Source organism: Aquimarina callyspongiae, assembly GCF_034322225.1.
Taxonomy (GTDB): domain Bacteria; phylum Bacteroidota; class Bacteroidia; order Flavobacteriales; family Flavobacteriaceae; genus Aquimarina.
Genome location: NZ_JAXLPA010000001.1, coordinates 1,229,468 through 1,255,525, shown reverse-complemented (window position 1 = coordinate 1,255,525; position 26,058 = coordinate 1,229,468). Strand labels below are relative to the sequence as shown.

General features: G+C 34.0%; 17 protein-coding genes. 5 read left to right on the top strand and 12 right to left on the bottom strand.

Features of this window, described 5'->3' with window-relative positions; all coding sequences use genetic code 11:
• Nucleotides 1–194: 194 nt before the first annotated feature.
• On the top strand, nt 195–1,490 hold the full coding sequence (gene tyrS / locus U0D62_RS05190; RefSeq protein ID WP_322194284.1) for a tyrosine--tRNA ligase: 1,296 nt from the start codon (nt 195–197) through the stop codon (nt 1,488–1,490).
• 121 nt (nt 1,491–1,611) lie between these two features.
• Here tyrS and U0D62_RS05185 read toward each other — a convergent pair whose 3' ends face one another.
• The 7 genes from U0D62_RS05185 to U0D62_RS05155 form a co-directional block, all read right to left on the bottom strand.
• Nucleotides 1,612–2,058 (bottom strand): YHS domain-containing (seleno)protein, encoded by a 447-nt coding sequence (locus U0D62_RS05185; protein ID WP_322194283.1) that lies wholly within the window; start codon nt 2,056–2,058, stop codon nt 1,612–1,614.
• 233 nt (nt 2,059–2,291) lie between these two features.
• Nucleotides 2,292–2,738, bottom strand: coding sequence for a YHS domain-containing (seleno)protein (locus U0D62_RS05180; protein WP_322194282.1), 447 nt, complete (start codon nt 2,736–2,738; stop codon nt 2,292–2,294).
• A gap of 81 nt (nt 2,739–2,819) precedes the next feature.
• Nucleotides 2,820–3,338 carry a DUF350 domain-containing protein gene (locus U0D62_RS05175; RefSeq protein WP_322194281.1) on the bottom strand — a complete coding sequence of 173 codons (519 nt, stop codon included), beginning with the start codon at nt 3,336–3,338 and terminating at the stop codon, nt 2,820–2,822.
• Between the two features lie 5 nt (nt 3,339–3,343).
• Complete coding sequence (locus U0D62_RS05170; protein WP_322194280.1) at nt 3,344–4,381, bottom strand: hypothetical protein; 1,038 nt, start codon at nt 4,379–4,381, stop codon at nt 3,344–3,346.
• A gap of 12 nt (nt 4,382–4,393) precedes the next feature.
• The gene (locus U0D62_RS05165) at nt 4,394–5,374 is read right to left on the bottom strand and encodes a LuxE/PaaK family acyltransferase (protein ID WP_322194279.1); all 981 of its coding nucleotides are present in this window, start codon (nt 5,372–5,374) and stop codon (nt 4,394–4,396) included.
• Nucleotides 5,375–5,465: 91 nt separating this feature from the next.
• Nucleotides 5,466–7,217: a T9SS type A sorting domain-containing protein gene (locus tag U0D62_RS05160; protein WP_322194278.1), complete on the bottom strand. Its 1,752-nt coding sequence runs from the start codon at nt 7,215–7,217 to the stop codon at nt 5,466–5,468.
• Nucleotides 7,218–7,331: 114 nt separating this feature from the next.
• Nucleotides 7,332–7,676 (bottom strand): T9SS type A sorting domain-containing protein, encoded by a 345-nt coding sequence (locus tag U0D62_RS05155; protein ID WP_322194277.1) that lies wholly within the window; start codon nt 7,674–7,676, stop codon nt 7,332–7,334.
• A gap of 305 nt (nt 7,677–7,981) precedes the next feature.
• Here U0D62_RS05155 and U0D62_RS05150 point away from each other — a divergent pair, with 305 nt between their 5' ends.
• Nucleotides 7,982–9,388 carry an MATE family efflux transporter gene (locus U0D62_RS05150; protein ID WP_322194276.1) on the top strand — a complete coding sequence of 469 codons (1,407 nt, stop codon included), beginning with the start codon at nt 7,982–7,984 and terminating at the stop codon, nt 9,386–9,388.
• A gap of 79 nt (nt 9,389–9,467) precedes the next feature.
• Here U0D62_RS05150 and U0D62_RS05145 read toward each other — a convergent pair whose 3' ends face one another.
• The 5 genes from U0D62_RS05145 to U0D62_RS05125 all read right to left on the bottom strand — a co-directional run bounded on the left by U0D62_RS05145 (nt 9,468) and on the right by U0D62_RS05125 (nt 20,644).
• Nucleotides 9,468–11,681 (bottom strand): hypothetical protein, encoded by a 2,214-nt coding sequence (locus U0D62_RS05145; protein WP_322194275.1) that lies wholly within the window; start codon nt 11,679–11,681, stop codon nt 9,468–9,470.
• Nucleotides 11,682–11,760: 79 nt separating this feature from the next.
• On the bottom strand, nt 11,761–14,601 hold the full coding sequence (locus tag U0D62_RS05140) for a TonB-dependent receptor (RefSeq protein WP_322194274.1): 2,841 nt from the start codon (nt 14,599–14,601) through the stop codon (nt 11,761–11,763).
• Between the two features lie 1,140 nt (nt 14,602–15,741).
• Nucleotides 15,742–17,070: a multidrug transporter gene (locus U0D62_RS05135; RefSeq protein ID WP_322194273.1), complete on the bottom strand. Its 1,329-nt coding sequence runs from the start codon at nt 17,068–17,070 to the stop codon at nt 15,742–15,744.
• A gap of 32 nt (nt 17,071–17,102) precedes the next feature.
• A complete protein-coding gene (locus U0D62_RS05130) occupies nt 17,103–19,916 on the bottom strand; it encodes a TonB-dependent receptor (protein ID WP_322194272.1) in 2,814 nt (937 codons plus the stop codon).
• A 368-nt stretch (nt 19,917–20,284) separates the two neighbouring features.
• Nucleotides 20,285–20,644 (bottom strand): toxin-antitoxin system YwqK family antitoxin, encoded by a 360-nt coding sequence (locus U0D62_RS05125; RefSeq protein ID WP_322194271.1) that lies wholly within the window; start codon nt 20,642–20,644, stop codon nt 20,285–20,287.
• Between the two features lie 270 nt (nt 20,645–20,914).
• On the opposite strand from U0D62_RS05125, the gene chrA reads away from it, so the two are divergent.
• The 3 genes from chrA to U0D62_RS05110 all read left to right on the top strand — a co-directional run bounded on the left by chrA (nt 20,915) and on the right by U0D62_RS05110 (nt 26,004).
• Nucleotides 20,915–22,045, top strand: a complete 1,131-nt coding sequence (gene chrA / locus U0D62_RS05120; protein ID WP_322194270.1) for a chromate efflux transporter — start codon at nt 20,915–20,917, stop codon at nt 22,043–22,045.
• 285 nt (nt 22,046–22,330) lie between these two features.
• The gene (locus U0D62_RS05115; protein WP_322194269.1) at nt 22,331–23,530 is read left to right on the top strand and encodes a porin; all 1,200 of its coding nucleotides are present in this window, start codon (nt 22,331–22,333) and stop codon (nt 23,528–23,530) included.
• Between the two features lie 80 nt (nt 23,531–23,610).
• On the top strand, nt 23,611–26,004 hold the full coding sequence (locus U0D62_RS05110) for an inorganic phosphate transporter (RefSeq protein WP_322194268.1): 2,394 nt from the start codon (nt 23,611–23,613) through the stop codon (nt 26,002–26,004).
• The last annotated feature ends 54 nt before the right edge of the window (nt 26,005–26,058 follow it).

The window sequence follows — 26,058 nt, the reverse complement described above, 5'->3', positions numbered from 1 at the left end:
TACAAATAAAGTGAAAATGTTAATACGTATCTATAGTATTGAATCTTCTTTTTACACACCCCTAACCCCTCTCAAGAGGGAAAAGAATATATAGTTTTAACCTGGTATGAATTCATAAAATCATTTCTACGCAATCCATAGCTCCATATAAACCATATTTTTATCTTTGTCGCTCTTAATTGAATTATAAAAAAATGGCTACAAATTTTATAGAAGAGCTACGATGGAGAGGTATGTTGCATGACGCCATGCCAGGTACAGAAGAATACTTATTAGAAGCAATGCGATCTGCCTATGTTGGGTTTGATCCTACTGCAGATTCATTGCATATAGGCAACCTGGTGCCAATTATGTTATTAGCACATTATCAAAGAGCAGGACATAAGCCTTTTGCATTAGTAGGAGGAGCAACAGGAATGATTGGTGATCCATCTGGTAAATCTGCAGAACGTAATTTACTGGATGAAAAAACACTACGTCATAACCAGGAAGCTATAAAAGCACAGCTAGCCCGATTTTTGGATTTTGAAAGTGATGCTCCTAATGCGGCAATATTGGTTAATAATTATGACTGGATGAAAGACTTTTCATTTCTAGATTTTATTAGAGATGTAGGTAAACACATCACGGTAAACTATATGATGGCCAAGGATTCTGTAAAAAATAGAATTTCTTCTGAGTCTACTGATGGGATGTCTTTTACCGAGTTTACGTACCAATTAGTGCAAGGGTATGATTTCCTGCATTTATATAGAGATCACGATTGTACGTTGCAAATGGGTGGTAGTGATCAATGGGGTAATATCACAACAGGTACAGAGCTAATACGACGTATTGGTGGGGGAAAAGGATATGCCTTGACCTGCCCGTTAATCACAAAATCTGATGGTTCTAAGTTTGGTAAATCTGAAGGTGGTAATGTATGGTTGGATGCTAATAGAACGTCACCGTACAAATTTTATCAGTATTGGTTAAATACTAGTGATGAAGATGCAGAGAAATACATCAAAATTTTTACCTTTTTAACCAAAGATGAGATCGAAGCATTAGTTACGGAACATAAAGAGGCTCCACATCAAAGAATATTACAAAAAAGATTGGCTGATGAGGTTACGGTGATCGTACATTCTCAGGAAGATCTTGATAATGCAGTAAAAGCTTCTGGGATCCTTTTTGGAAAATCAACCTCTGAAGATTTAAAAGGACTTGATGAGAGTACTTTTCTAGATGTTTTTGATGGGGTACCACAAGCAGAGGTGTCAAAAGATACTATTAGCAATGGATTGGATATTATTGGTGCGCTGGCAGAACAAACAGGATTTCTTAAATCTAATGGTGAGGCCAGAAGAGCATTAAAAGAAAAATCGATTTCAGTAAATAAAGAGAAAGTATCAGAGGGATACGCTATTTCTGATACTGATTTGATTAACGGTCAATTTGTATTACTGCAGCGAGGTAGGAAAAATTATTTTGTTATACGAGTAGTATAATTTCAATAGGATATAAAAAGAACAAAGCCTGTCAGAAGTGTTTCTTAACAGGCTTTGTCAACTAACCAATCAATTATTGAAAAAAACTTAGCGTTATATATTTTTAAAATCGGTACCCGATTTATTTAGTCTTTATTTTTTGCCAATTCACATCGGCTTTTGATTTTAATTGTTCTGCTCCTTCTTCATTCCATTTCTTTAAAGTATTTACACCCCAAGAATTATAGAATAAGTACAGTTTACCATCTCTTATCTCAAATGTCTCTGGATCAATACTTACTTTTTCTGCATTGGCTCCTACGGCATAAGCACAATATCCACCATATTGAGGAACGTATTTTCCAGGATTACTCTTGAACTTATCAAGGTTTGCCTGATTTGTAAACTTGTACTTCACATTATCGTGTGTGGTACTAAACTTACTGTTTCCTTTTACTGCTTTGTTGTTAAAATATTCGGTTACATCATATCCTTCTGCAACATATCCTTTTTTGGTATTGTAATCGATTTGTTGCGCTTGGATTGTAAATGCAAATCCTAAAAACAGTAAAACAAAAAACTTGTTCATTTATTTGTGGTTTTTATTGGTTACAGTTATTGAGTCGTAAAAAAATCAAGACATTACAATTTTAACAAAATTATAAGTTTATAGTAATGTGAATCAATGTTTTATGTCAGGGTTGTTGTTGATCATAAACAAAAAATAAAGCCTGCTAAAAAATAAATTTCCAGCAGGCTTAATTAACCAATCAATTATTGAAAAAAACTTTAGGGGTATCATCTTATTCGTAGCCCTGCTTATTATTTTGTCTTTATTTTTTGCCAATTGGCATCTGCTTTTGGTCGTAATTTTGAAGGACCTTCGGCTTTCCATTTTTTATGTGTATTTGTTCCCCAGGAATTGTAGAATAAATACAACTTACCATCATTGATCTCGAATGTTTCAGGATCGATATCTACTTTTTCGGCTTTGGTTGCAACTGCATAAGAGCAATATCCACCATATTGAGGAACATATTTCTTAGGATTACTTTTAAATTTGTCAAGGTTTGCCTGACTCACAAATCTATATTTTGCATTGTCATAGGTTGTCACATATTTGCTTTTACCTTCAACAATTTTATTGTTAAAATATTCGGTTACATCATATCCTTCTGCGACAAAACCTTTGTTAGTGTTGTAATCTATTTGTTGAGCATTCATCGAAAATGTTAATGCTAAAAAAAGTGTGGTTATTAGGATTCTCATTTTTTACGTTTTTTATTGTGGTTACAATAACTTGGTCGTAAAAAAGAAGAAGCATTACAATGCAGATACTATATTAAATTTCTATAACAAGAAGTTAGTAGTTTCTGGGTAAGGGATTAAGGCGCTGATTAGTAGGCTGATACTGTCCTTTGCTATTAAGGTTATGGATAGCAGAGTAGCGGTAACAATTATAGAAGTAGCTACGTTGTTTTGTTGTATTTCTTTAAATTCATTGATGCCTTTTGTCAAAGCAGAAAACAATAAAAATACAGAGGCGTTTATTACAAGCGCAAATATGAATCCAATAAATAAGTATAAACCTGAATATTGTATGATACTGCTCAAAGTGATATCATTAGTTTCAGACATAGATAATCGCACAATATTGGTAATAGAAGGTATGATCTCACTAAGGATCACTCCAATGGATATGATAATTCCGGCAGAAAACACAGAGAAAGCCAGATTGTCTTCTTTGATAGAAATACTTTTTAAAAATACTTTTTGAAGAATTTTGAAAGAGATAAAAATTATCAATACAGAAACAAGAATCGAAAGAGTGATTTCTATAAAAGCCAAGGTTAAAACTTTAGTTTGCATGTTATCTAGGTGTTAGTGAGTACAATATTCCAATGGTTCATATTATCAAAGTTATTGGATAGTGTGCCAATGGTAAAATGTTTATTAGTAGTTTCCCAAACATAGTATCTTTTTCCATTATGAACTTTATATTTTCCTTTGGCAGGAATATGAAGTCCCAGGATAGAATGTTTGTAGTAGTTGCTATTCATAATGGCTACATCATATCCAAAATGATCAAGGATACCATAGATGATTACTGTTCTTGTATCGCAATCGCCTTTTAAAGACCCCATAAAAGATATTGGGTTTTGTATCCCGTATGGAATGTTGCCGATGCAGCAACTCGGGCATTGCTCTAGTAGCAATCTAATAGATTCTTCGTAGTTATCTGCAGATTGACAGGCGGTTCCAAAAACCAAAGAATAAGGGATGTCTTGTATAAAAGAGACAACCATTTCTGCAAACTCGAACTGATTAAGGTTTTGTGATGCCTTAATCTCAGAGAGTTTTGCAAGAATCAAATCCAGTTTAGGAGTGTCTGATGTCGCTAGGTATTTATATAATTCACCCCAATTATAAAAGGTATTGGTTTTACTATATTTAAAGTATTCTTTTCTTGAGGTTATATAATCTTGTTCTCGCACAGAGAAATTTCCTTCATAAGGATTGCCATAATTGTCATACCATTCTCTATTTTGGCTTAATAGGACAATTGAATCTCCTTCTTCAAAGATTTTTTTTCTAAAAATTTCTTCTGAAATATTATTTTTGACAACCCGTTTTTCTTCAGTTTTAAGTGTTTCTGAAGAAAAAATAAATCGTACTCCTAAAATTACTCCTAGTAGCAGCAGGCTGTATAAAAAATACCTTTGCGAATATCCTTTAGGGTTCTCTTCGCTTTTTTGTATTTTTCCAAATAGCCACGAAAAAATAACTAGGAGAAAAGCAAATGACTGAAAGGTAGAAATAGGAATGAATGTTTGTACAACTCCGCTACCGATAATCGATAGCAATACAATTGCCGGATAAAAAAAACAACCTAACCCTTTTTTTGCAGCCATATGATGGTTTGATTATAATGCCATTAAGTTACATCCTCTGATGTCACTGTGATCAAATCTACCTAAAATTTCAAAACTACCATCATTATATACCTTGCCTAAATCCATAGTTGCAATAAAAGAGCAAGAATTAATATTTGCCAGGTCAATGACATTGATACCTCCTGTTTTGTTGTTTCCCAGGTTTGATAAAGGATCTTCGGTACTACGGATAGAGGTTTTCATCCAGGGTGGACATTTAAAAATACCATTTCCCGTAGAATAAGCTTGTGATAATAATTCTGTCATACCATATTCACTATGAATCTGTGAAATAGTAAACCCTTTTTGTAGTATTTGATGTAATTCAGGTCGAATGAGTTCTTTTCTTCGGCCTTTCATGCCTCCTGTTTCCATGACAATAGTATTAGGATTTAAAGAAATAGAATGTTGTTCTACTAAATCTAATAGTGCAAAAGAAACTCCAATAAGTACTATTTTTTTATTCTTACTTGTGAGTTGTTTTAACTTAGAGATTAATGCTTCAGTATCATTTAAGTAAAAACCACTTTCTGCCGTTTGACTGGCCTTAATCAAATGATCTACCATGTATACAAGTGAAGACCCTTCTCTCTCCAGATACGAAGGTAATAATGCTAATACTGTATATTCTTTAATATCTCCATAGAAATATTCAAACCCTTTGTTAAAACTTGCTTCATAGATGTTAAGGTCTGTTACATGGTGTTTACTTGTGATACTTCCTGTTGTGCCACTACTTGTAAAAACTTGTTTGATCGGAGAAGTGGTACTTACAATTTTATAATGTTTAAAAAACTCGATAGGCAAGTAAGGGATATCGGTAATTTTGTTAATCGAAGTTTTTGTAATTCCGAGGAGGTTACAAAAACGTTGATACGTGAGGTTGTTAATGTATTGATGTCTGAATATTCGTAGGGCTAACTGTTCAAAATCAGTTTCATTCTTGATAGAAAATATCGAGTCAGCTAGCATAAAAAAAGATGAGTGATTTTATATAAAACAAAGGTATAAAAAAACACTCCCTTTTTGAGGGAGTGCTTCGTAATATGTATAAGATTTAATTCTATCTTATAATTAATTTTTGGGTATCAACTTTGACTCCATCAGAAAATAACTGTACCAAGTATACTCCAGTACTCAAATTAGAAACATTTAAAGAAGTACTGTCTAATTTTTTTGCTAGTACTTGCGTACCAAGGATATTAAATATTCTAATTTCTTTATCACCGTTAAAAGTAGATGAAAAGTTTATAAACCCATCATATACCGGGTTAGGGTAGATGCTAAAAGTTTGCGTTTCACTATTAAAATCAGCAACACTTAAAACAGCAGGGAAATCATTGCTATCTCTGGCAGTAATAAAATAACTACCATTATTTCTTTCGGTAATAATACCAACGATATTAACAGCAGTAGTAGGAACATTTTGTCCTATGTAATCTACATCAAAGAAAGTAGCTCTGAAGTTAAAGTTATCTGTGTTTTGTGTTAAAGCGTATTCTGCACCATTTACCCAAGTAGCATTTCCAGAATTATCTACAGTAACATCAGCAACTGCAACCAATTCTGATTCATAGTTTTCTGGAGTAGCTGTAAGCTGGGCTAGCGTTACTAACTGAGGATCAATCGCATTTCCTGTACTAGAAGCAGCTCCTGGATCAGATGATGGTACAAATTGTAGTAAACCATTAAAAGACGTTAACTCTCCTGTAATACCAGTAATTCCGTCAGCCACATTATAAGCAGTGGTAAATGCTCCGCCATCATCATCAATAAGAATAGCTCCTGTGTTGTCTTCAATAAATTTTTGATTTCTAAAACTCTGTTGGAAAGTTAAAACAGCTTCTCCGGTAAGCGTGTAAAACTGCCCTTCTGTAGAGCCTCTTAATGCAGCAATATTAGCAACATTTGTTAAAGAAGCAACAGAGAAGTTTACAGTTTCTAATACTTGTGGTGTAAGAGATCCTCCAGCATCTTTTAATTCTAAAGTAACGGTATACGATTGGCCATCTGCAACTGATATTGCAATAGGACTAGAAGTTGTGGTTTGCGCTGCTCCAGAATTAACAACATATTCTACTACATTAGCTCCTCCTAAAGTAAAGTTATTAGCTGCAAATGTGATATCTACAGATGTAGTTCCTGGAGTAAAAACAGACATGCTTGTACTGGCCGTAAGTGAAGGATCACTTGATGCTCCTATCCACGAACCTGGATCAAATATTCCAGGGGTATCTTGTGCTGCTTGTGTATGATTGGTACATCCTGATACTGAACTATCTGCCCAAACATTCCATTCTGCCTCATTAAAGGTACTTGCAGAAGCAGTAACACTTGCCACTCTTTCTGCTCTACCATCTTCAAATTCGTGACAGGTTCCTGATCCATCCTCTCCTGGAACACCAAAAATATCAATGGTAGCATCGGAAGCATCAAATATAGCGATTTGATCGTCTCCATTACTATCAGCAGCACCACCGCCTCCACCGTTAATATCTGGTGCAAACCCATAAGCAGCTTGAAAATCAGTGCTATTTGCTGCAATGATTGCAAACCCACCAGAAGCTAAAGTTCCTATTGAAGTTAGATCTATCCCGGATCCTTGAGGAGTCGCTGTTCCATTTGTCCATCTTCTCAATTCCCAATTAGTAAGATCAACACCTGCACCACTAACATTATATATTTCTACATATCTTGTGTTTTGTGGATTAGCAGTGTTATTACTATTATTAGGATCTGCTAATTCTGTAATGATAATCTGTCCGAATGAAAATGTGGATATTAAAAATGTAAATAAAAGAGTAATTTTTTTCATGATCTGAGTTAGTTTTAAAAAATAAGCATGTAAAAATAAGTAATCTTATACTAAAAACTAACAATTAACCGATGAAAACAAGGGAATTAACCTTAAAATAATATTAATCAATGGTTATTTTACCACAAGTTTTCTGGTTGAAGTATTTTCTTGCTGTTTAAGTTTAATAACATAAACTCCGGCAGTTAAAGAAGAAATGTTTAATTCTTTTCCTATTAATACTTTAAATAACACTTTTTCTCCTAAAACATTATAAATAGTAACAGTCATTGAGCGACCGGAAGCGGAAGTAATATATAATGTGGAACCCTTGTCGATAGGATTTGGATACATATTCAATCCTTCAATAGATTGGCTGTTCTGTGGCTTGTTGTTTGACGAGTCAGACTGTGCTTGGACTCCCGTGACAGAGAAGCAGACAATACCTATAAATATGAGAAATAAGTAGATTTTTTTCATATATCTTTTATTTTGGGACGATAAAGATACCTTAAAATTAGAAAATTTATTAGCAATACTCACAATTTTTTTTGTTAAAAAGCGTTAGAGGTTCCAATATTATGGGAAAACCTCAAAAAGAGTGTTATAAAAAATTATATATCTTTTTGAATTTCAAAAATAATGCCGCATCTTTGTTTCATTATGAAGTTATAAGAATTATGTACATAATTGTGCAAATAGATACTACACGATTTAGAAGCTAAAGAATTTCTTCTTTGGGACTTCTTATTTATTACTTTTTTACAACATAATTCTTTATAATCATGACTCAGAATAAACTCACCCTTACCAAACTATTCTCTTATTTTAAAACTGCTATAACTGGTAAAGAACAAGATTTTACTAATGGTAGTATTCGTAAAGCTGTTTTTATGCTATCGATCCCCATGATCCTTGAAATGTTCATGGAATCTATTTTTGCTTTGGTAGATGCTTATTATGTTTCTAGTCTTGGAGCAAATGCAATAGCTACCGTTGGGCTTACAGAATCTGTACTGACATTAATATATGCAATTGCGATTGGGCTTAGTATGGGTGTCACTGCCATTGTTGCTCGAAGAGTGGGAGAAAAAGATATTAAAGGAGCTTCTGAAGCAGCGGTGCAATCTATTTTTTTAGGAATTTCAATAGCTGTAATCATAAGTGTCATTGGGATTGTATTTCCAAAAGAAATACTTTCTCTAATGGGAGCAGAAGCTGACTTAATCGAAGAGGGATACGGATATACGCAGGTATTGTTAGGTGGAAACATAACTATTATGTTATTGTTTCTCATTAATGCAGTCTTTCGGGGTGCTGGAGACGCCTCTGTTGCGATGCGAGTTTTAATATTTTCTAACATATTAAATATCATATTGGATCCTCTTTTTATTTTTGGATTAGGACCATTTCCAGCTTTCGGTGTACAGGGAGCGGCAATTGCTACTACTATTGGTAGAGGTAGTGCAGTAATTTTTCAATTGTTAATCTTGTTTTATGGATGGAGTAAAATAAAAGTAACTTTTAAAGACATTGTTTTTAAAGCTTCAATAATGATAAACTTGATTAAAGTATCACTTGGTGGTATTGGACAATTCATTATAGGAACTTCTAGCTGGGTTTTCTTGATGCGAATCATGGCAGAATTTGGAAGTGAAGTATTAGCTGGTTATACAATTGCTATTCGAGTATTAATGTTTACACTGATGCCTTCTTGGGGGATGAGTAATGCAGCAGCTACTTTGGTAGGTCAAAACCTGGGTGCTGGCAAACCAGACCGTGCAGAACAATCTGTATGGAAAACCGGAAAATACAATGCTTACTTTATGCTTTTTGTATCACTGATATACTTAATCTTAGCCGAAGTTATCATCAGAGTTTTTAGTAGCGAACCGGAGATAGTAAAGTACGGAGCTTTAAGTTTGCGGGTTATTGCTGCAGGATACGTGTTCTATGCTTATGGTATGGTCGTTATTCAATCATTTAATGGAGCAGGAGATACCAAAACACCCACGATTATTAATTTCTTTTGCTTTTGGATATTTCAACTACCATTTGCGTACCTGGCGGCTATTGTATTGGATTGGGGAGCTATGGGGGTGTTTTTGGCAATTACCTTTGCAGAAGTACTTATTGCAGTTGTGGGTATCATATGGTTTAAAAAAGGAAATTGGAAAACCGTTAAGGTATAACTAGATAGAATTCTTTACATAAAAAAACACCCTAAATTTAGGGTGTTTTTTATATATAAAACGTTTACTTAATCATTGATTAGAAACCAGCAGTCCATCCATTTGCCCAAGTTGGCTCAGCAGCACCGTTTCCAGCTCCAGTGTTATCACCAACTGTGATAAAGCTTTGGTTAGTTCCGGTATAATCTGTTTGAGAGAATGGAGTAGCAGTAGCATCAAACTGCATTGGGTTGATAGAAAGAGCATCAGCTTCAATTCTAGCAGCAGCTTGAACATCGGTATCTTTTACTTTAACTCCTAAGTTTACACCTGAAGTATAGAAATTAGTGATTGTAAAGTTACCTCCACCTTCTTTGAAGAATAAAGCACCTTCAGTTACAGGTCCTACTACAGTAATGTTAGATAAAGTAGTAGTAGTTACAGGAGTTGCGTTACCGTCATCTCCGTTGTTAGATCCTTCGATACCAGCTTTAGCACCATCTTTGATGTACCAGCTATCACCATTTCCATTCCATCCATCAGCAAAGTCGATTGAATCGTCTCCACTTCCGATAGATACCAGGTAGTTACCGTTTACAGTTCCACCAAAGAACTCGATACCATCATCACCTCCGTTTAAAGATTGTACATATTCAAAAGTAGTTCCAGAACCAACACCGAATAAAGATACTCCGTTAAACTCTTTAGAGTTTGAGAAAGTAGCTCCAGTATATTCTACTCTTAAGTAACGAACCGTACCAGAGTTGTCAGTAGCATTAGAACCACCATAAAGCAGATCAGCAACCTCAGAAGTTACATTACTACCTTTGTTAGTAGGAGCATCTCCACAGATTACTAATCCACCCCAGTCACCAGGAGCAGGAGAAGCTGCACCAGATGTCATTACAACTGGATTACTAGAAGTACCATTAATAAATATTTGTGCACCACGTTCTACGGCAATATAAGCAGCAGTACCACCCGTTGCTTTGATAACCGTTCCAGCAGGAATCGTTAAAGAAGCTCCAGACTTTACAACAAAAGCATTGGTAAGGATATATTCTGTAGTAGCATTAAGAGTAACATCAGTAGTTACTTCACCTGCTAAGTTTTCTGTAGTAGCTCCACTATTAGAAAGACCGATTGTCCATCCTGCAGCCCAGGTAGGAGAAGCAGCACCGTTACCAGCACCAGTAGCAACACCTTCAGTATAGAAAGATTGGTTAGCACCTGTGTAGTTTGTAGCATCTAATCCAGCAGGAGCATTAGCATACTGAATATTGTTAATTGTTAAATCACCGTTCTCGATTCTAGCAGCAGCTTCAACATCTGTATCTTTCACATTTACACCAAGATCAACATTACTTGTGTAGAAATTAGTGATTGTAAATTTACCTCCACCTTCTTTGAAGAATAAAGCGCCTTCAGTTACTGGTCCTACTACAGTGATGTTAGATAAAGTAGTAGTAGTTACAGGAGTTGCATTACCGTCATCTCCGTTGTTAGATCCTTCGATACCAGCTTTAGCACCTCCAGAGATATACCAGTTATTACCGTTTCCAGTCCATCCATCAGCAAAGTCGATTGAATCATCATTACTACCAACAGAAACAAGGTTGTCTCCATCTACAGTTCCACCAAAGAACTCAATACCGTCATCACCTCCGTTATAAGATTGAACGAATTCAAAAGTAGTTCCAGAACCAACACCAAATAAAGATACTCCGTTAAACTCTTTAGAGTTAGAGAAAGTAGCTCCAGTATATTCTACTCTTAAATATCTTATAGATCCAGAGTTATCAGTAGCATTAGATCCACCATAAATAAGGTCAGCAACTTCTGAAGTTACATTACTACCTTTATTAGTAGGAGCATCACCACAGATTACTAATCCACCCCAGTCACCAGGAGCAGGAGAACCAGCAGCAGAAGTCATTACAACTGGATTACTGGCTGTACCGTTAATAAATATTTGTGCACCACGTTCTACAGCAACATAAGCAGAAGTACCACCAGTTGCTTTAATAACTGTTCCAGCAGGAATCGTTAAAGAAGAACCTGATTTTACTACATAAGCACCAGTAAGTTGATACTCAAGAGAAGCGTCTAGTGTAGTGTCTGTAATTACTTCACCTTCAAGTGTAGCTTGTGTACAAGGAGTACAAGACCCACCACAATCAACACCAGTTTCATTACCATTCTGGATTCCATCTGTACAAGAAGATGTAACTCCTGCATCATCATCACTGCCACACGATACAAACATCGCTGTTGTAGCAAGTGTTAACAAGAATGTAAAAAGAATTTTTTTCATTGTTTTTGAATTTAAATAGTTGTGAATAAAAATTGTTCGCTTTTTTAAGAATTGTTTTTATATTAAATTTTGATTTGGGTTAAAACTTATAAGAAAGAGATAGTTTTAAATCATATCCTCTCTTGTATGATAAAACAGTAACATCTGTTTGTTGAAAATTCAAGTTTAAATCTGGATCGTCGTTTGTGTCTCCGTCAACAGCTTCTTGAAATCTTTCGATAGTTGGATTCAGTATGTTTTTGAATGATAATCCTACAGAAATGTTTTCGTTTAACTGAGATCTTAGAACAAAGTCTAAAGTAGGAATGCCTTTTTCTATGATGTTACCTTTTCCAAAATTACCAATGGCAAAAATTCGATCTGAGAAATAGTTAGCAGCAAGCGTTAAACGAACATTTTTGTCCTTTGCAAAATCCTTGTAATAACTTACATCTGCGTTTGCAACCAAATCTGATGCTCCAGAAAGACCGGTATCTGAATAGGTGGGGATAAAACTAAGCCCAGCTTCTTCAAGTACTTTTTCTTGACTTAAATCTTGGTTGTGAATCATATAAGCAGCATTTAAACCTGCTGTTATACTATTCTTTAAAGTGGTGTCATTAATATCTCTTTCGTTTTCAAATAGTACTTTTCTAGTTTCTAATTCAAGACCAATTACTGTTGCGTTATCTCCTGTATTGGCCCAAGTAATATCATTGGATGCTGATTGAATAGTGATGGCATTAATTGGATTTTCGATCAATTTACCAAATGCACCAACCGAAATAATTTCACCTGACTTAGGAAATACTTCCCACTTAACATCTACGTTATAGTCTGTAGAAAGGTCTAAATCTTCATTACCAAAATAATCCTGGTTAATTTCCTGAAATAAGAAAGGAGCTCTTTCTTTAAACTGTGGCAAAGTATAGGTTTTACTCGCTGCAAACTTCAGGTTTTGTTTTTCGTTTAATTCATATTTTAAAGAAAGAGAAGGTAAAATTTCAAATGTATCTAATTCACTTTCTCCACCTTGTGAATCTAATGATGTAGACCATTCAATATTTTGATTGATTTGTTCTCCTCTAATACCTGCTAATAATGTTAACTTAGGAGAAAGAGCATATTCTACATTAAGAAAAGCTGCCTGGATGCGTTGATCTCCTCTGTAAAATTGAGGGTCAAGAGCATTAGGAGTATCTATTGTTCCTCTAAAGGTTCTTATTCTAAAAAGCCCTCGATTAAGATTTTCTTGGTTAAAATAAGCGTCTACGTTATAGATATCTACATCTGGTTGTTGATCACTTCTGAAGATCTGGAAGTTAAATTGAGTTGCTTCAAAATCTACATCTTTAAACCTTCCGTTGTATCCTAAAGATATTTTTCCGGTAAACTCATCCTCCTCATCCTTATCAAACTTATATGTAGCTGCAAAATTACCTGCTATTTCTTCTTCTACTAATTCAGAATAAAATCTATGATTATCTGAAGCCGCTGATACTTGTTGGAAAGATTTTGGTCCATCAGGATCGTTATTATCTACAGGAACTAATGTTACCTGTCTTCTATCTGGTTCTAAACCTTCTAGATAATTGTAGGATCCTCCCCAGTTTACTTCAAAGTTTTCACCAATTTCATGATCTCCTAATAATTGGTGAGTAATTAATGAGGTTCTTTTGAAGACCGCTCTTTGGATAAAACCTCCACCTTCTGCAGCATCATCTTCTATATCAATAATTCCGAAGAATTCTTTTTGCTGCTCACTTGTAGTGTTAAGGTATAAAGCGTTGTATCGTATTCTGTTTTTTCTATATTTTAAAGTAACATTTCCTAATAAAGTTGTATTGGTATTATAGGAATAATTAAAAAAGTCGAAATCGCTATTGGCAACAGAATTTACTGTTACACCACCTCTTGATATTCCTTCTCTATATGAATAATCATTGCTGAAAGAGCCAACTCCAAAAATAGTTAACTTAGTTTCTCCCCCTAGAATATAGAATGAATCTCCACCTTTAACCGAGATGTTAGAGTTAAAAGGATTAGAGGTTTTTTGTCTATCCCAGCTTGTTGTAAAGTTATAATTACTTAATGCAAACTCAGGAGGGTTAGTATCATAGAATCCTGTTCTTTTAGGTCCGTCTGTTAAGAAGAAATCATCTACCGCAGAAGATTCTGTATTAAGACCTGCAGAAAAACCAAATTCTAGAAACCCAAGACCTTTATAGTCTTTTGAAGTGATATCAATATTAGCACCTGCAAAATCTCCATAATTTTGTACACTATAAGTTTTGTCAATTCCAATGGCCTCGACAATACTGGTATTAAAAATCCCTAATTGTATATTTTTTTTGGACGGATCATTGGATGGTAATGGTAGACCATTAAAAGTAGTTACATTATAACGATCTCCTAAACCTCTTACAAAGATGTTTCCAGATCCTTCTTGTTTGGATATCCCAGTGGCTTTAGTCACTGCCGTTGCTACATCACCTACACCTTTTTTTGCTAATTCTTGCGCTCCAATCGATGTTTTTTGAGTAACAGCATTTTTTTGTTCTAATAATAAGGCTTCTTCTCTTTCTCTACTGGTTTGCACCTTGATGAAAACCTCTTCTAATGCAGCAGCAGTTGCACCCAAAGCGGTATCTATTACCACAACTTTATCTGGTTCTACTACTACATCTGGAATGCGTAGCGTTTCATAACCAGTAAAGCTAATTTCTAAAGTATAACTACCAGGAGGTACATTGGCAATCTCATACTTTCCATCAAAATCTGATGAGGTTCCCATAGTGGTTCCAACGATAAGAATATTGGCAAATGGTAAAGGTTGGTTGTTGCCTTCTTTGTCTGATAATGTTCCGGCTATTGTTCCGGTTTCTTGTGCAAAATTTAATCCAAGATAAAACAGTGCAATTACTGTAAAAAGTTTTTTCATTTCGTATTCGTATCGTATTCGTAAAAATCTGGTACAAATAAATACGGTTTTACAGTAAATAATTTTACCCCATTATTATCCTTACTTTAAGGGATTGTCATTTGGAGAAGAATTAAAAAAGTTGAAAAATAAAGAGGTTTTAGAAAGATATAACACGTGTTTTTGGAAATGTTTTTTATGTAAAATGTATTGTAAAATAGAGGGGTTGCAGAGTTTGTTATTGTGTATAAGAGATGGTAAACTATTTATTAAAGAATAAGAATCTTCAGTTTTTAGATCTTTAGAGAATATTACTACAGTTTTAAATAAAAGTTAATTGAGATGAAATTGTATTATTGAGCTTAACAGTATCGTAAACTTATAATGAGAATATGACATGTTTTGTAGGGAACTATTTACAATTTGCAAGGTGTTTTTGCGATGTAATTACGAATTTTTAGATATAAACCTTAAAAGAGCAATCTGATTCTTAATGTCTGTTGCAAAACAAGTTACACCTGAACAAGCAGATAATATTGTTTGAGGATCTAATGTTTTTTTGAGGATGAATTATGTTGAAGTACAGTGCTTTTTTTCTGGATTATGAGAAGACTAAAGGAAACTGCTATGGTTGTTGGATGATAACAGTCTCCCAGTCTTCTACGAACACGTACTCTTGTTTCGGATCTACTTTTTGAAGTACTAGAAGTAGATCAGAAGGGATTTATTTTAATATTGAATCGGCAAATTCAAATAGTATTGTAAAAATTTCACTGCAAATAAATGAGGTTTTACTGTAAATAATTTTAAGCTATTATTATTCTTGGATTAAGGAAATGTAACTCCTTAAAAAAACAAATACTGTTATTTAGATATCGTGGTTTGTTGAGTTAAGGGTTCTTTCTTTTTTCTTTTTCGATTCAATTTGCTTTGTAAAACAGGTGATTAGAGTTGATGTTGATTTGTTAAGCTATTGTTGAGGTTTTTGCGAAGCTATCTAATCTATAAGTTGGATACGATACTGAAAGATTATGATAGTATTACGTCAAGGTTAAGCTGTGTAAGAAATACAGAAGTCGATATTCTGTGATTGAACCGGAGAAAAAAATACCTTGACTTATAACAGCCAAGGTATTTTTCTTGTATTCAAATAAATATTTTTTATAAACGAGTCCAACCTGAAGTCCAAGTATCACCGTCTTGTAGCGCTCCTACATAGTTAGCTGCATCAAAGAAAGAGTCTAAGGTAGATGGGTCAAAATTGTCAACACCATCAACAGCAGCAGTATATTGATAAGTTCCTCTAAAACCGTTGATTTGGAAATCAACAGGAATTGCAGTTCCAGCACTATTAAATGGCGCTCCAGCTCCATCTAAAGTAAAGTTGTTGAAAGTAGCAAAATCTGCTAAATCTACAGTAGCAGTACCATCGTGATCCAAATCAAAAGAATTTACATTGTCGATGATTGAGTTTCTAACAATTACTTCGTTACTATTTAAGTTTGCTAAAGTCTGATCGTCATCAACTTCAATTCCTTTTCCAGGAAATGATTTTATGATTGTATTATACATAGTAACTTTAGTTCCTGCTCTAAACTCGATTCCTTTATTTTCTCCATCACCATCTTCTGCACCGATTAAAGTGATGTTAGATAATGTAGGGTTAGAAAAAGGAGCAGCATCAGGAGTTGATGATAAGTTGTCTGCTTCTATACCTTTGTCTCCAGCTGCAGAAGTTTGTTGTGCAATCCAGAATTGACCATTTCCAACCCATCCATCTGTCCAGTCAAATGAGTCATCTCCTGCTCCAGTTACTACTGCATATTTTACGTTTACAGTACCTCCAAAAAATTCGATGCCATCATCATTACCGTTAAATGCCTGGATATACTCTATAGTAGTTCCGTTACCTATACCATATAATGAAAGTCCGTTATATTCTGCATCATCATTAATCTTTCCACCAGTATACTCAAGACGAACATACCTAAGTATCCCTGAATTATCGTTAGCATCAGTACCTCCATAAGTAAGGTTGGCAACTTCTGTAGTAGCTGTAGTTCCTCTGTTAATAGGAGCACGACCTGCTAATAATAATCCTCCCCAGTCTCCAGGGTTAGGAGTAGATTTATTTGAAGTAAATACGATTGGCTGACTAGCAGTACCTTCTGCAAGAATAGTAGCTCCTTGCTCAATGGCTAAGTATGAGAACACTCCTCCAACATCTCCTGCGATAATTCTGGTTCCAGCTTCAATAGTCATAGTTACTCCGTCTACAACAGAAACTCCACCTCTTAATTCATATACTTCGTTAGAAGTTAATGTTATATTTTCTGTGATTTGTCCTTCAAGCAAAACGGTACCATTAGTATTCCCGTTTCCTCCCTGATTGATAATGACATCACCTATATTGTCTTCCTGGATAGTACAAGCATTGAATACTACTGCTATACCTAACAAGATTCCTGTAAATAAATTTCTAGTTTTCATTGTATTGTAATTAAATTGTGTTCGTATTTTTTTTAAAGTTTGAAGGTTACCCCAAGACTAAAGTTGATACCATTATCAAACTTATATGTAGTAAATTCCTGGTTTAAATCTTCCTGATCCTGATATCTTTCGATAGAAGGGTTTAGTAAATTTTTTGCTTTAAAGCTTATTTCAATATGTTTTCCTATTTGGTCTTTGAAGTTAAAATTCAATACTCCAAATCCTTTTTCAAAAATATCTCCCACACCATTACCACCTGCAGAATATACACGGTCTCCAAAGATGTTGAAATCCAGTGCAGAGGTGATTTTGTGATTATTAAACTCTTTGGTATATGCCAAGTCAGCATTCACTAAGAAAGGAGAAGCTCCTTGTAACTGTCGTTCTACATTCGTTGGAGCGATATTAGATCCATTAAATGTAGTGATACTAGGATCGATTTTTACCTGCGTATACATTAAGGTAGCGTTGATCCCAAAGTTTAAATCATTCCAAGTAGTTTCTTCTAATTTAAAAAGGTTACCTAGATTCTTTCTGTATTCTAACTCAGCTCCAAATATGATAGCATTATCAGAATTAATAAAAGTATTTACGTTAGAAGCAGATGCTACAAATACTTTTTCAATAGGATTATCAATATACTTACCAAATAAAGTAGCAGCTACTAACTCTCCTGATTGCTCTGGAAAGTATTCCCATTTTACATCAACGTTATAATTGTCAGAGTTAGAAAGTATTGGGTTACCCAATGTAGATTCTGTTACATCTTCGTCTAAGAAAGGGGCAACCTCTGTAAATTTTGGTAAGGTTACTGTTTTACTTGCAGCAAATCTAAGATTTGATTGTTCGTTTACTATATACTTAAAGCTGATACTTGGTAAAATGAATGTTTCGTCAATCTTTTGTGTTCTAAAAGGAGAAGTTTCAAGGTCTTGTTGTTCTCTATAGAATACATTTTGTTCAAACAATTCAGCACGAATACCTCCATTAAAGATTAACTTATCTGACAATGAATATTGTAAATTAGCATATGCAGCGATTGTTGATAGATCAGCTTCATAAATCCTTGTCGTGTTTAAGTTTTCTAAAACAACATATTCACCATTTAAGAAGTTCGTTTCGTTTAACAATGCATCTGGATTGTTAAAATCAACATTTTGATTTACCAGATTATTAAGGTTATAGTTTAACTGGTTTGCTTCAAAATCACGATCTTTTGCTCTAGCGGCTAATCCAACAGAAAGCTTATTTTTAAAGTTTTCTTCTTCGTCTTTTTCAAAATTGATGTCAAGATCTACTTTTGCTGAGTAATCTTTTTCATTTAACTCTTGGTAAAAACGTTGATTGTTTGCTAAGTCAGGACTCGTACGGTTACCTAAAACAAGATTTCCATTTTGTAATTCTGTAAAAACTAACTGACGTCTGTCTGGGATTAATCCTTCTGCTTGATTATAAGCAGTACCCCAGCTTAATTTGTATTTATCTTCTAAAAACTTATGTTCACCAGTAAGTTGTTGTGTAAACAAATTGTTTTGTTCGTAGGTACCTCTTCTTAGACGTATACCTACATCTGTATCTTCACTACTTACACCATCAGTAAATTCTCTAAGCTCATCCTGAGTATCATTTACATATAAAGTAGTAGCTAATATTTTATTATTACTATTCCATCGATATCCTAAACTTCCTAAAATGGTAGTATTAGTACTATATTGGTAGCGATCTACATTTCTGAAATTTCCGATACCTGTGATACTTTCTCCTTGAGAGTTAAAAGCTGCTTGTCTTCCTCCTAATGCAGTTCTGTGATTCTGACCAAAAGAAGCAGTAAATAAAGCATCTAGTTTTTGATCTTCTTCTTTTCCAAAAGTAAAAGTTTTACCTCCTGTAATACTCATACCTCCATCGGGAGCATTGAATCTTTTTTGTGGATTGAAAGAAGTATCAAAAGGATAGTAATCAATCTCTGTACTGTTGTAGTTGTAATTAGGAATTTCTAAAAAGATAGGAACCCTTCTTGATCCATCGTCGATTCCCCATTCGTCATATTGACCTCCGTTTAACAAAAAGAAATCATTACCAACGGCATTAGAGTTTACTCCAGAGTTAAACCCAACTTCTAAGAAACCTTTTCCTGGACGATCCTTGGTATCAATGTTTACACTAGCTCCAGCAAAGTCTCCATAAATGTTAGGTGAATAAGTTTTAAATATCCCTAAGTTTTCTACGATATCGGTAGGAAATATCCCTAGATCTATTAGTTTTAACTTAGGGTTTAGAGAAGGAATTGGTAAACCATTAAGATATGCATTGTTATATCGGTCTCCTAAACCTCTAACATATAGCTTATCACTTTGTCTAGAAATACCAGTAGCTTTGGTCAAACCAGTTGCTACATCACTAACTCCTTTTTTAGAAAGTTCTTGCGCACCAATTTTTTGTTGAATGGTAACTGCATTTTTTTGTTCTAAAAGAATAGCTGCTTCTGATTCTTTTTTTGTAGTGGTTTTAATGATTACTTCATCTAATGCTGCTGCACTTGCACCTATAGATGCATTTACAGTTAAGGTTTCGTTGGCTTTTACAACAACTTCTTTGTCCAAAGTTTCATAACCAATAAAGCTAAATTCTAAAGTATAGTTTCCTGGTTCCAGATTTTCAATGGTATACAATCCATCAAAATCAGTAGTGGTTCCTTTAGTAGTTCCTTTGATCAGTACATTTGCAAAGGGTAAAGGTTGATCATTTGCTTCTTTATCAAGCAACGTACCGGTAATCGAACCGGTTTCCTGCGCACTTAGTATTCCAACAACCAATAGTGCACAGAGAATTACAATTTTTCTCATGTAACGTGTTCTAATTTTGGTGCAAATAACGATGGTGATTGTTAAGTATGCGTTACTGAAAAATTAAATAAGAGTGATTTTAATGTTACTTAATTGTTACTTGAAATTTTATAGAAGAGTTTTTTTAAATTAGAAAAATAAATTATAAACTTTGTTAAGTATTTGATATGAAGTCTATTGTAGTGAGTTTAAATTTTTTGGAGATAATATTTACTGTGTTAAGAAAATGTTTTTATCTGCGAGATATGTGAAATAAAGGTAAAAGAGATTTCTAATTTAAATCCAGATTACAGGAGAGTTGTTAAGTTGATTGCATAAAAAAGCGCTTCGAGAACTCGAAGCGCTACAATTAATTATTATTGGCAAATTTAATTTTTATTGTAATTTACAACTACATTATCTTTATTAGACCAAGTGGTTACAGATGCAATAGTATTATCGGCATAATTAACTTCTGATAATTTTCCATTATTCCAGAAAAACCATTTGCCAGTTTTTACACCACTGTTATATTGCCCCATAGCAATCTTCTTACCAGTTGTATCATAAGATTTCCACTCTCCATGTAATTTACCGTCTTTGTAAAAACCTTGTTGACGTATTTTTCCGTTATCGTGAAAGAATGTTCCTTTTACTAAGTTTCCTTCCTTTTGGAAAGTAGGTTTTACATCCTGTGCCATCATAGTTGCAGAAAATATAATTGCTATAGCTACTAGTGTCTTTTTCATGTTCTTTAAATATTTACTGTTATTAAGGATGTCGACTTATAATATAAAAGTACTACATATTTTACGTTTAAGCAACATTTGCGTAACATTAAATTAACATTAAAAATATAATTTATTGATTTTTAACGAGATAAATATTTTCTAATTACATGTTTTTGATTGGAAAAATTGTTTTTTTAATCACCTTTATGCCTGTAATGAATTGCTATTATATTTATATTTTTGGAGGTTTAATAATATGTGTAATTACGAAATAGTACTATTATTTAAATGAATGATAAGAAGAAACTTATTGAGGTAGCCGTTGTTTTTTTTAGATTAGGTTGTTTTGCCTTTGGTGGTCCGGCAGCTCATATTGCTATGATGGAAGAAGAGGTGGTTCATAAAAGAAAATGGATGGATCGACAGCATTTTTTGGATCTTATCGGAGCTACGAACCTTATTCCGGGACCTAATTCTACAGAAATGACTATGCATTGCGGTCATGAACGCGCAGGAATTGCAGGATTGTTTGTTGCCGGAGCGTGTTTTGTTTTTCCTGCAGTCGTTATTACCGGAGTTTTGGCATGGTTTTATACTTCTTATGGGCAATTACCAGAGGTAGCACCTTTTGTTTTTGGTATCAAGCCTGCGGTATTGGCGATAATAGCTTCTGCTATTCTGAAATTAGGTAAAAAAGCTCTAAAAAGTTGGGAAATAGGAATCATAGGTGTTTTAGTATTGGTCATAAGTCTTTTGGGAGTAAATGAAGTTATAGCATTACTAAGTGCTGGAATTTTAGGAACACTATATTTTTATTCTAAATCAAAATTAGTTTCTACTTCTAAATCAATTGCTCCTTTTTTTATATTCAAATTTTCTACAGCTGCCTTTATAAAGCTTACTTCACTAAAAATCTTTTGGACATTTTTAAAAGTAGGCGCTATATTATATGGTAGCGGTTATGTGTTGTTTGCATATCTTGATGCAGAACTAGTGACAAAAGGGTGGTTGACAAGACCAGAGTTAATAGATGCTATTGCTGTTGGACAATTTACACCAGGTCCAGTATTATCTACAGCAACTTTTATAGGATATCAATTAGGAGGTTTTTGGGGAGCTCTTGCGGCAACATGTGGGATTTTCCTTCCTTCCTTCCTTTTTGTGTTGATTTTGAATCCATTAATTCCCAAAATGAGGAAATCTAAAGTATTGAGTTACTTTTTAGACTCAGTTAATATTGCAGCAGTTGCTATAATGCTTTCGGTATTATATGCAATGAGTGTAGATACATTAACAGGGTGGAAATCAATACTTATTGCGCTTGTAAGTAGTGTTATGATTTTTGTGTTTAAAAAAGTGAGTGTAATGTGGATTGTGCTAGGAGGCGCCGTTTTAGGATATCTGTTACACCTGATTTAAAAGTATTTTTAACAATAGCTTAAAGTTATGGTAACATAAAAACTCGCCAAAAAAAATATTTTTGACGAGTCGTAAGACGTACTGTAATTTCAAAAAATCGTATTAGTTTTTGTCGACTTTAGATTTTTGAAATACAAGGGCTGATCATCACTGATCAGCCTTCTTTTGTCCTTGCATAAATACTGAAAAAAAAGATCTTTTTAAAATAATCATTATAAAACATTAAGTTAACACTAACTTAACATTGGTATTGGTTCTTTGCAGCGACAAAAACTAGTATGGATTATGAAATTAAAGATTACCCTTGTAGCGTTATTCTTTTTTACGCTTTGTTATACAAATGCCCAAGAAACTACAGAGACTAAATTTGGAAAAGGAATTTTTAACGTAATTGCTAAAGATAGTTCCTGGAGTATGAAATTTGCAACTAGAATGCAATTTCTTTCTACCACAGGTTGGGATATCAATGATGGCGACTACGGCAAACCTGAAAATAATTTCTTAGTAAGAAGAGCGCGTTTAAAATTTAACGGTTTTGCTTATAGCCCAAAACTTAAATATAAAATAGAACTTGGTTTATCTAACAGAGATATTTCAGGAGCTTCAGAATTTACCAATAATGCTCCAAGATATATTCTTGATGCCGTTATTAAATGGAATTTCTATAAAAACTTCACCCTTTGGGCTGGACAAACTAAATTACCAGGTAACGTAGAGCGAGTTATTTCTTCAGGAAACTTACAGTTAGTAGATCGTTCGAGGTTAAATAGTAGGTTTAATATCGATCGTGACCTTGGAGTTCAATTAAGACATCATTTTAATCTTTCAGAAAAATTTCTTGTTCGAGAGGCATTTGCAGTTTCACAAGGAGAAGGAAGAAATATAACTTCAGGGAATCTAGGAGGACATCAGTATACTACTAGAGTAGAATTGTTACCTTTTGGAAAATTTCAAAGCAAAGGAGATTATAAAGGAGGAGATCTTAAGAGAGAACAAACCCCTAAGTTAATGCTTGCTGCAACGTATGATTTTAATGCAAATGCGGTTAAAGACAGAAGTAATCAAGGGTCTTATATGACTACCAGTACTGGTTTTTACGAAACCAATATTTCAACACTATTTGTAGATGCGGTATTTAAATATAAAGGATTTTCTTTTATGGGAGAATTTGCTGATAGAGAAGCGGATGAAGCTATTGCTGTAGAAGAAGATGGTACCCCAACAGGAGATATTGTTCAGGTTGGAAATGCTATAAACCTGCAAGCAGGATACTTATTTAAAAGTAATTGGGAAGTAGCAGGGCGTTATACCAATCTTAATTTTGATGCAATTGTAGGAAGAAACCTTGAAGAGCAATATACTTTGGGAGTTTCAAAATATATTGCAGGGCATAAGTTAAAAGTTCAGTCAGACATTAGCTATACTACAGAAGCAGGTGAAGCTAGTGGGTTGGCATATAGATTACAATTTGATATACATTTCTAAACAATGGACCGATACATAACAGTTTGGTAACATTGAACTGGGAATTGATTTTAATATTTGCACTTTAAAACAAAAAAAGAATGGATACGAATACTATTTATTTATTAATGGTGGTTGCACTTGCTGTCTTAGCAATTGCAGACCTTATAGTAGGAGTTAGTAATGATGCCGTTAACTTCTTGAATTCTGCGATTGGTTCTAAAGCAGTGTCTTTTAGAACAATTATGATTGTTGCCAGTATTGGTATAGCAGCAGGAGCTATCTTCTCAAGTGGGTTGATGGAAGTAGCACGAAAAGGGATATTTAACCCGGGAGAATTCTATTTTGATGAAATCATGATCATCTTTATGGCGGTGATGATAACCGATATACTCCTCCTCGACTTTTTTAATACATTAGGAATGCCAACTTCTACAACGGTATCTATTGTATTTAATCTTTTAGGAGCAGCTGTATGTGTGGCATTAATTAAAATTGGAGCTGATCAGGGGCAAACATTTGCTGATTTAGAAAACTACATTAATACAAAGACGGCGAAAAAAATTATAAGTGGTATTCTTTTATCAGTTGTAATCGCTTTTTCGGTAGGAGCGATCGTTCAATTTATTACGCGTCTATTATTGTCATATAATTTTGAAAAGAAAGCCAAATGGGTTGGTGCTTTATTTGGAGGTGTTGCTTTAACTGCATTATTATATTTCATTTTTATGAAAGGGATCAAAGGAACTTCATATGCAAAAGCAATTGTTGATGTTATATATAATGGTGGACCTGAAGGATTATTAGATGCTGCAAAAAGTTATTTTGGAACTTCTTATGAAACAGTAAAAGAGTTAGCTAAGGATCAAAAAAATCTATTTAAGATCGATGGAGATGCAGGTACTATTAAAATGACTTTAAGAGGGTTTTTAGAAACTTATGTATTGCAAATAGTAGCAGTTGGTTTTGTGTTCTGGTCAATACTTTCATATATCATTATCAACTTTTTTAAAATAAATATTTATAAGCTTATTATCATCGTAGGTACTTTTGGATTAGCATTGGCTTTTTCAGGTAACGATTTAGTAAACTTTATTGGAGTACCAATTGCAGGTTGGCAATCTTATGAAGCATGGGTAGCTTCTGGCGTACCAGCAGCTGAGTTTTCTATGGATGTTTTAGCTAAAAAGGTTGATACTGATTTCTTCCTTTTATTTGCAGCGGGAGTTATTATGGTATTAACTTTATGGTTCTCTAAAAAAGCAAGATATGTTGCAGATACTGAAATTAATCTTTCCAGAGAAGGAGAGGCTAAAGAACGTTTTAAGCCTAACTTTTTATCAAGAGGTGTAGTTAGAGGAACGGTATTGATATCTCAAGGACTTGCAGCAATAACACCAAAACCAGCTAAAGAGTTTATCGAAAAACAATTTACCAAACCGGTAATTGCATTACCAAAAGATAAAACTTATGAGATGCCGGCATTTGATATGGTACGAGCAGCAGTAAATCTTGTAGTAGCAGGAATTTTAATTTCAGTTGCTACTTCTATGGGGTTACCACTTTCTACTACCTATGTGACCTTTATGGTAGCAATGGGTACATCATTATCTGACAGAGCTTGGGGGACAGAAAGTGCCGTATATCGTGTGGCTGGAGTATTAAATGTAATTGGAGGTTGGTTTATGACCGCAATCAGCGCATTTATCGCTGCGGCAGCTGTTGCATTTTTGATCAATCTTGGCGGCCCAGTAATGATTGCAGTATTATTACTTGTAGCAGTATTACTTCTAGCAAGAAACACTATAAGTTATAGAAGAAAGGTAAAAGCTGAAAAAGCAGAAGATAGTCTAAAGAATTCTGAGAGTAGTTCTGTTCAAGGAGTAATCGAAGAGAGTGCAGATAATATAAAATCTTTTGTAAACAGAGGAATTAAAATCTATACAAGTACGATAGAAAGCCTCGTAAAATATGATTTACCGGCTTTAAAGAAGAGTAAAAAAGGAATAGCTAAATTAGATGCAGAAGTTGAAGATTTAAGAGATAATATCTTTTATTTTATTAAGAATCTTGACGAATCCAGTGTAGGTGCAAGTAATTTCTACATCAACATCTTAGGATATTTACAAGACATGTCTCAATCGTTAGAATATATATCTAAAGCGAGTCACAAGCATGTAAATAATAACCATAAGAAACTTCGATTTAATCAAATTAAAGACCTTAAGGAAATCGAAGAGCAATTAAATGAATTGTTTGGACAAATTAAAAAGGCATTTAGTGATAGAGATTTTGATCAGATAGATGCAATTCTTAATGAAAAACAAGAATTATTTAATAGAGTTAATGAAAAAATTGACAAGCAAGTTGCAAGAACCAGAACAGAAGAAAGTAGTCCTAAAAACACTACCTTATATTTTGGGTTATTATTAGAAACAAAAGATTTGATAACAGCAACAATGAACTTGTTAGAAACATATAGAGATAACAAATAATTGACTCTTTTAGAAGAGATATTAAAAGCTGAATATTTTTATATTCAGCTTTTT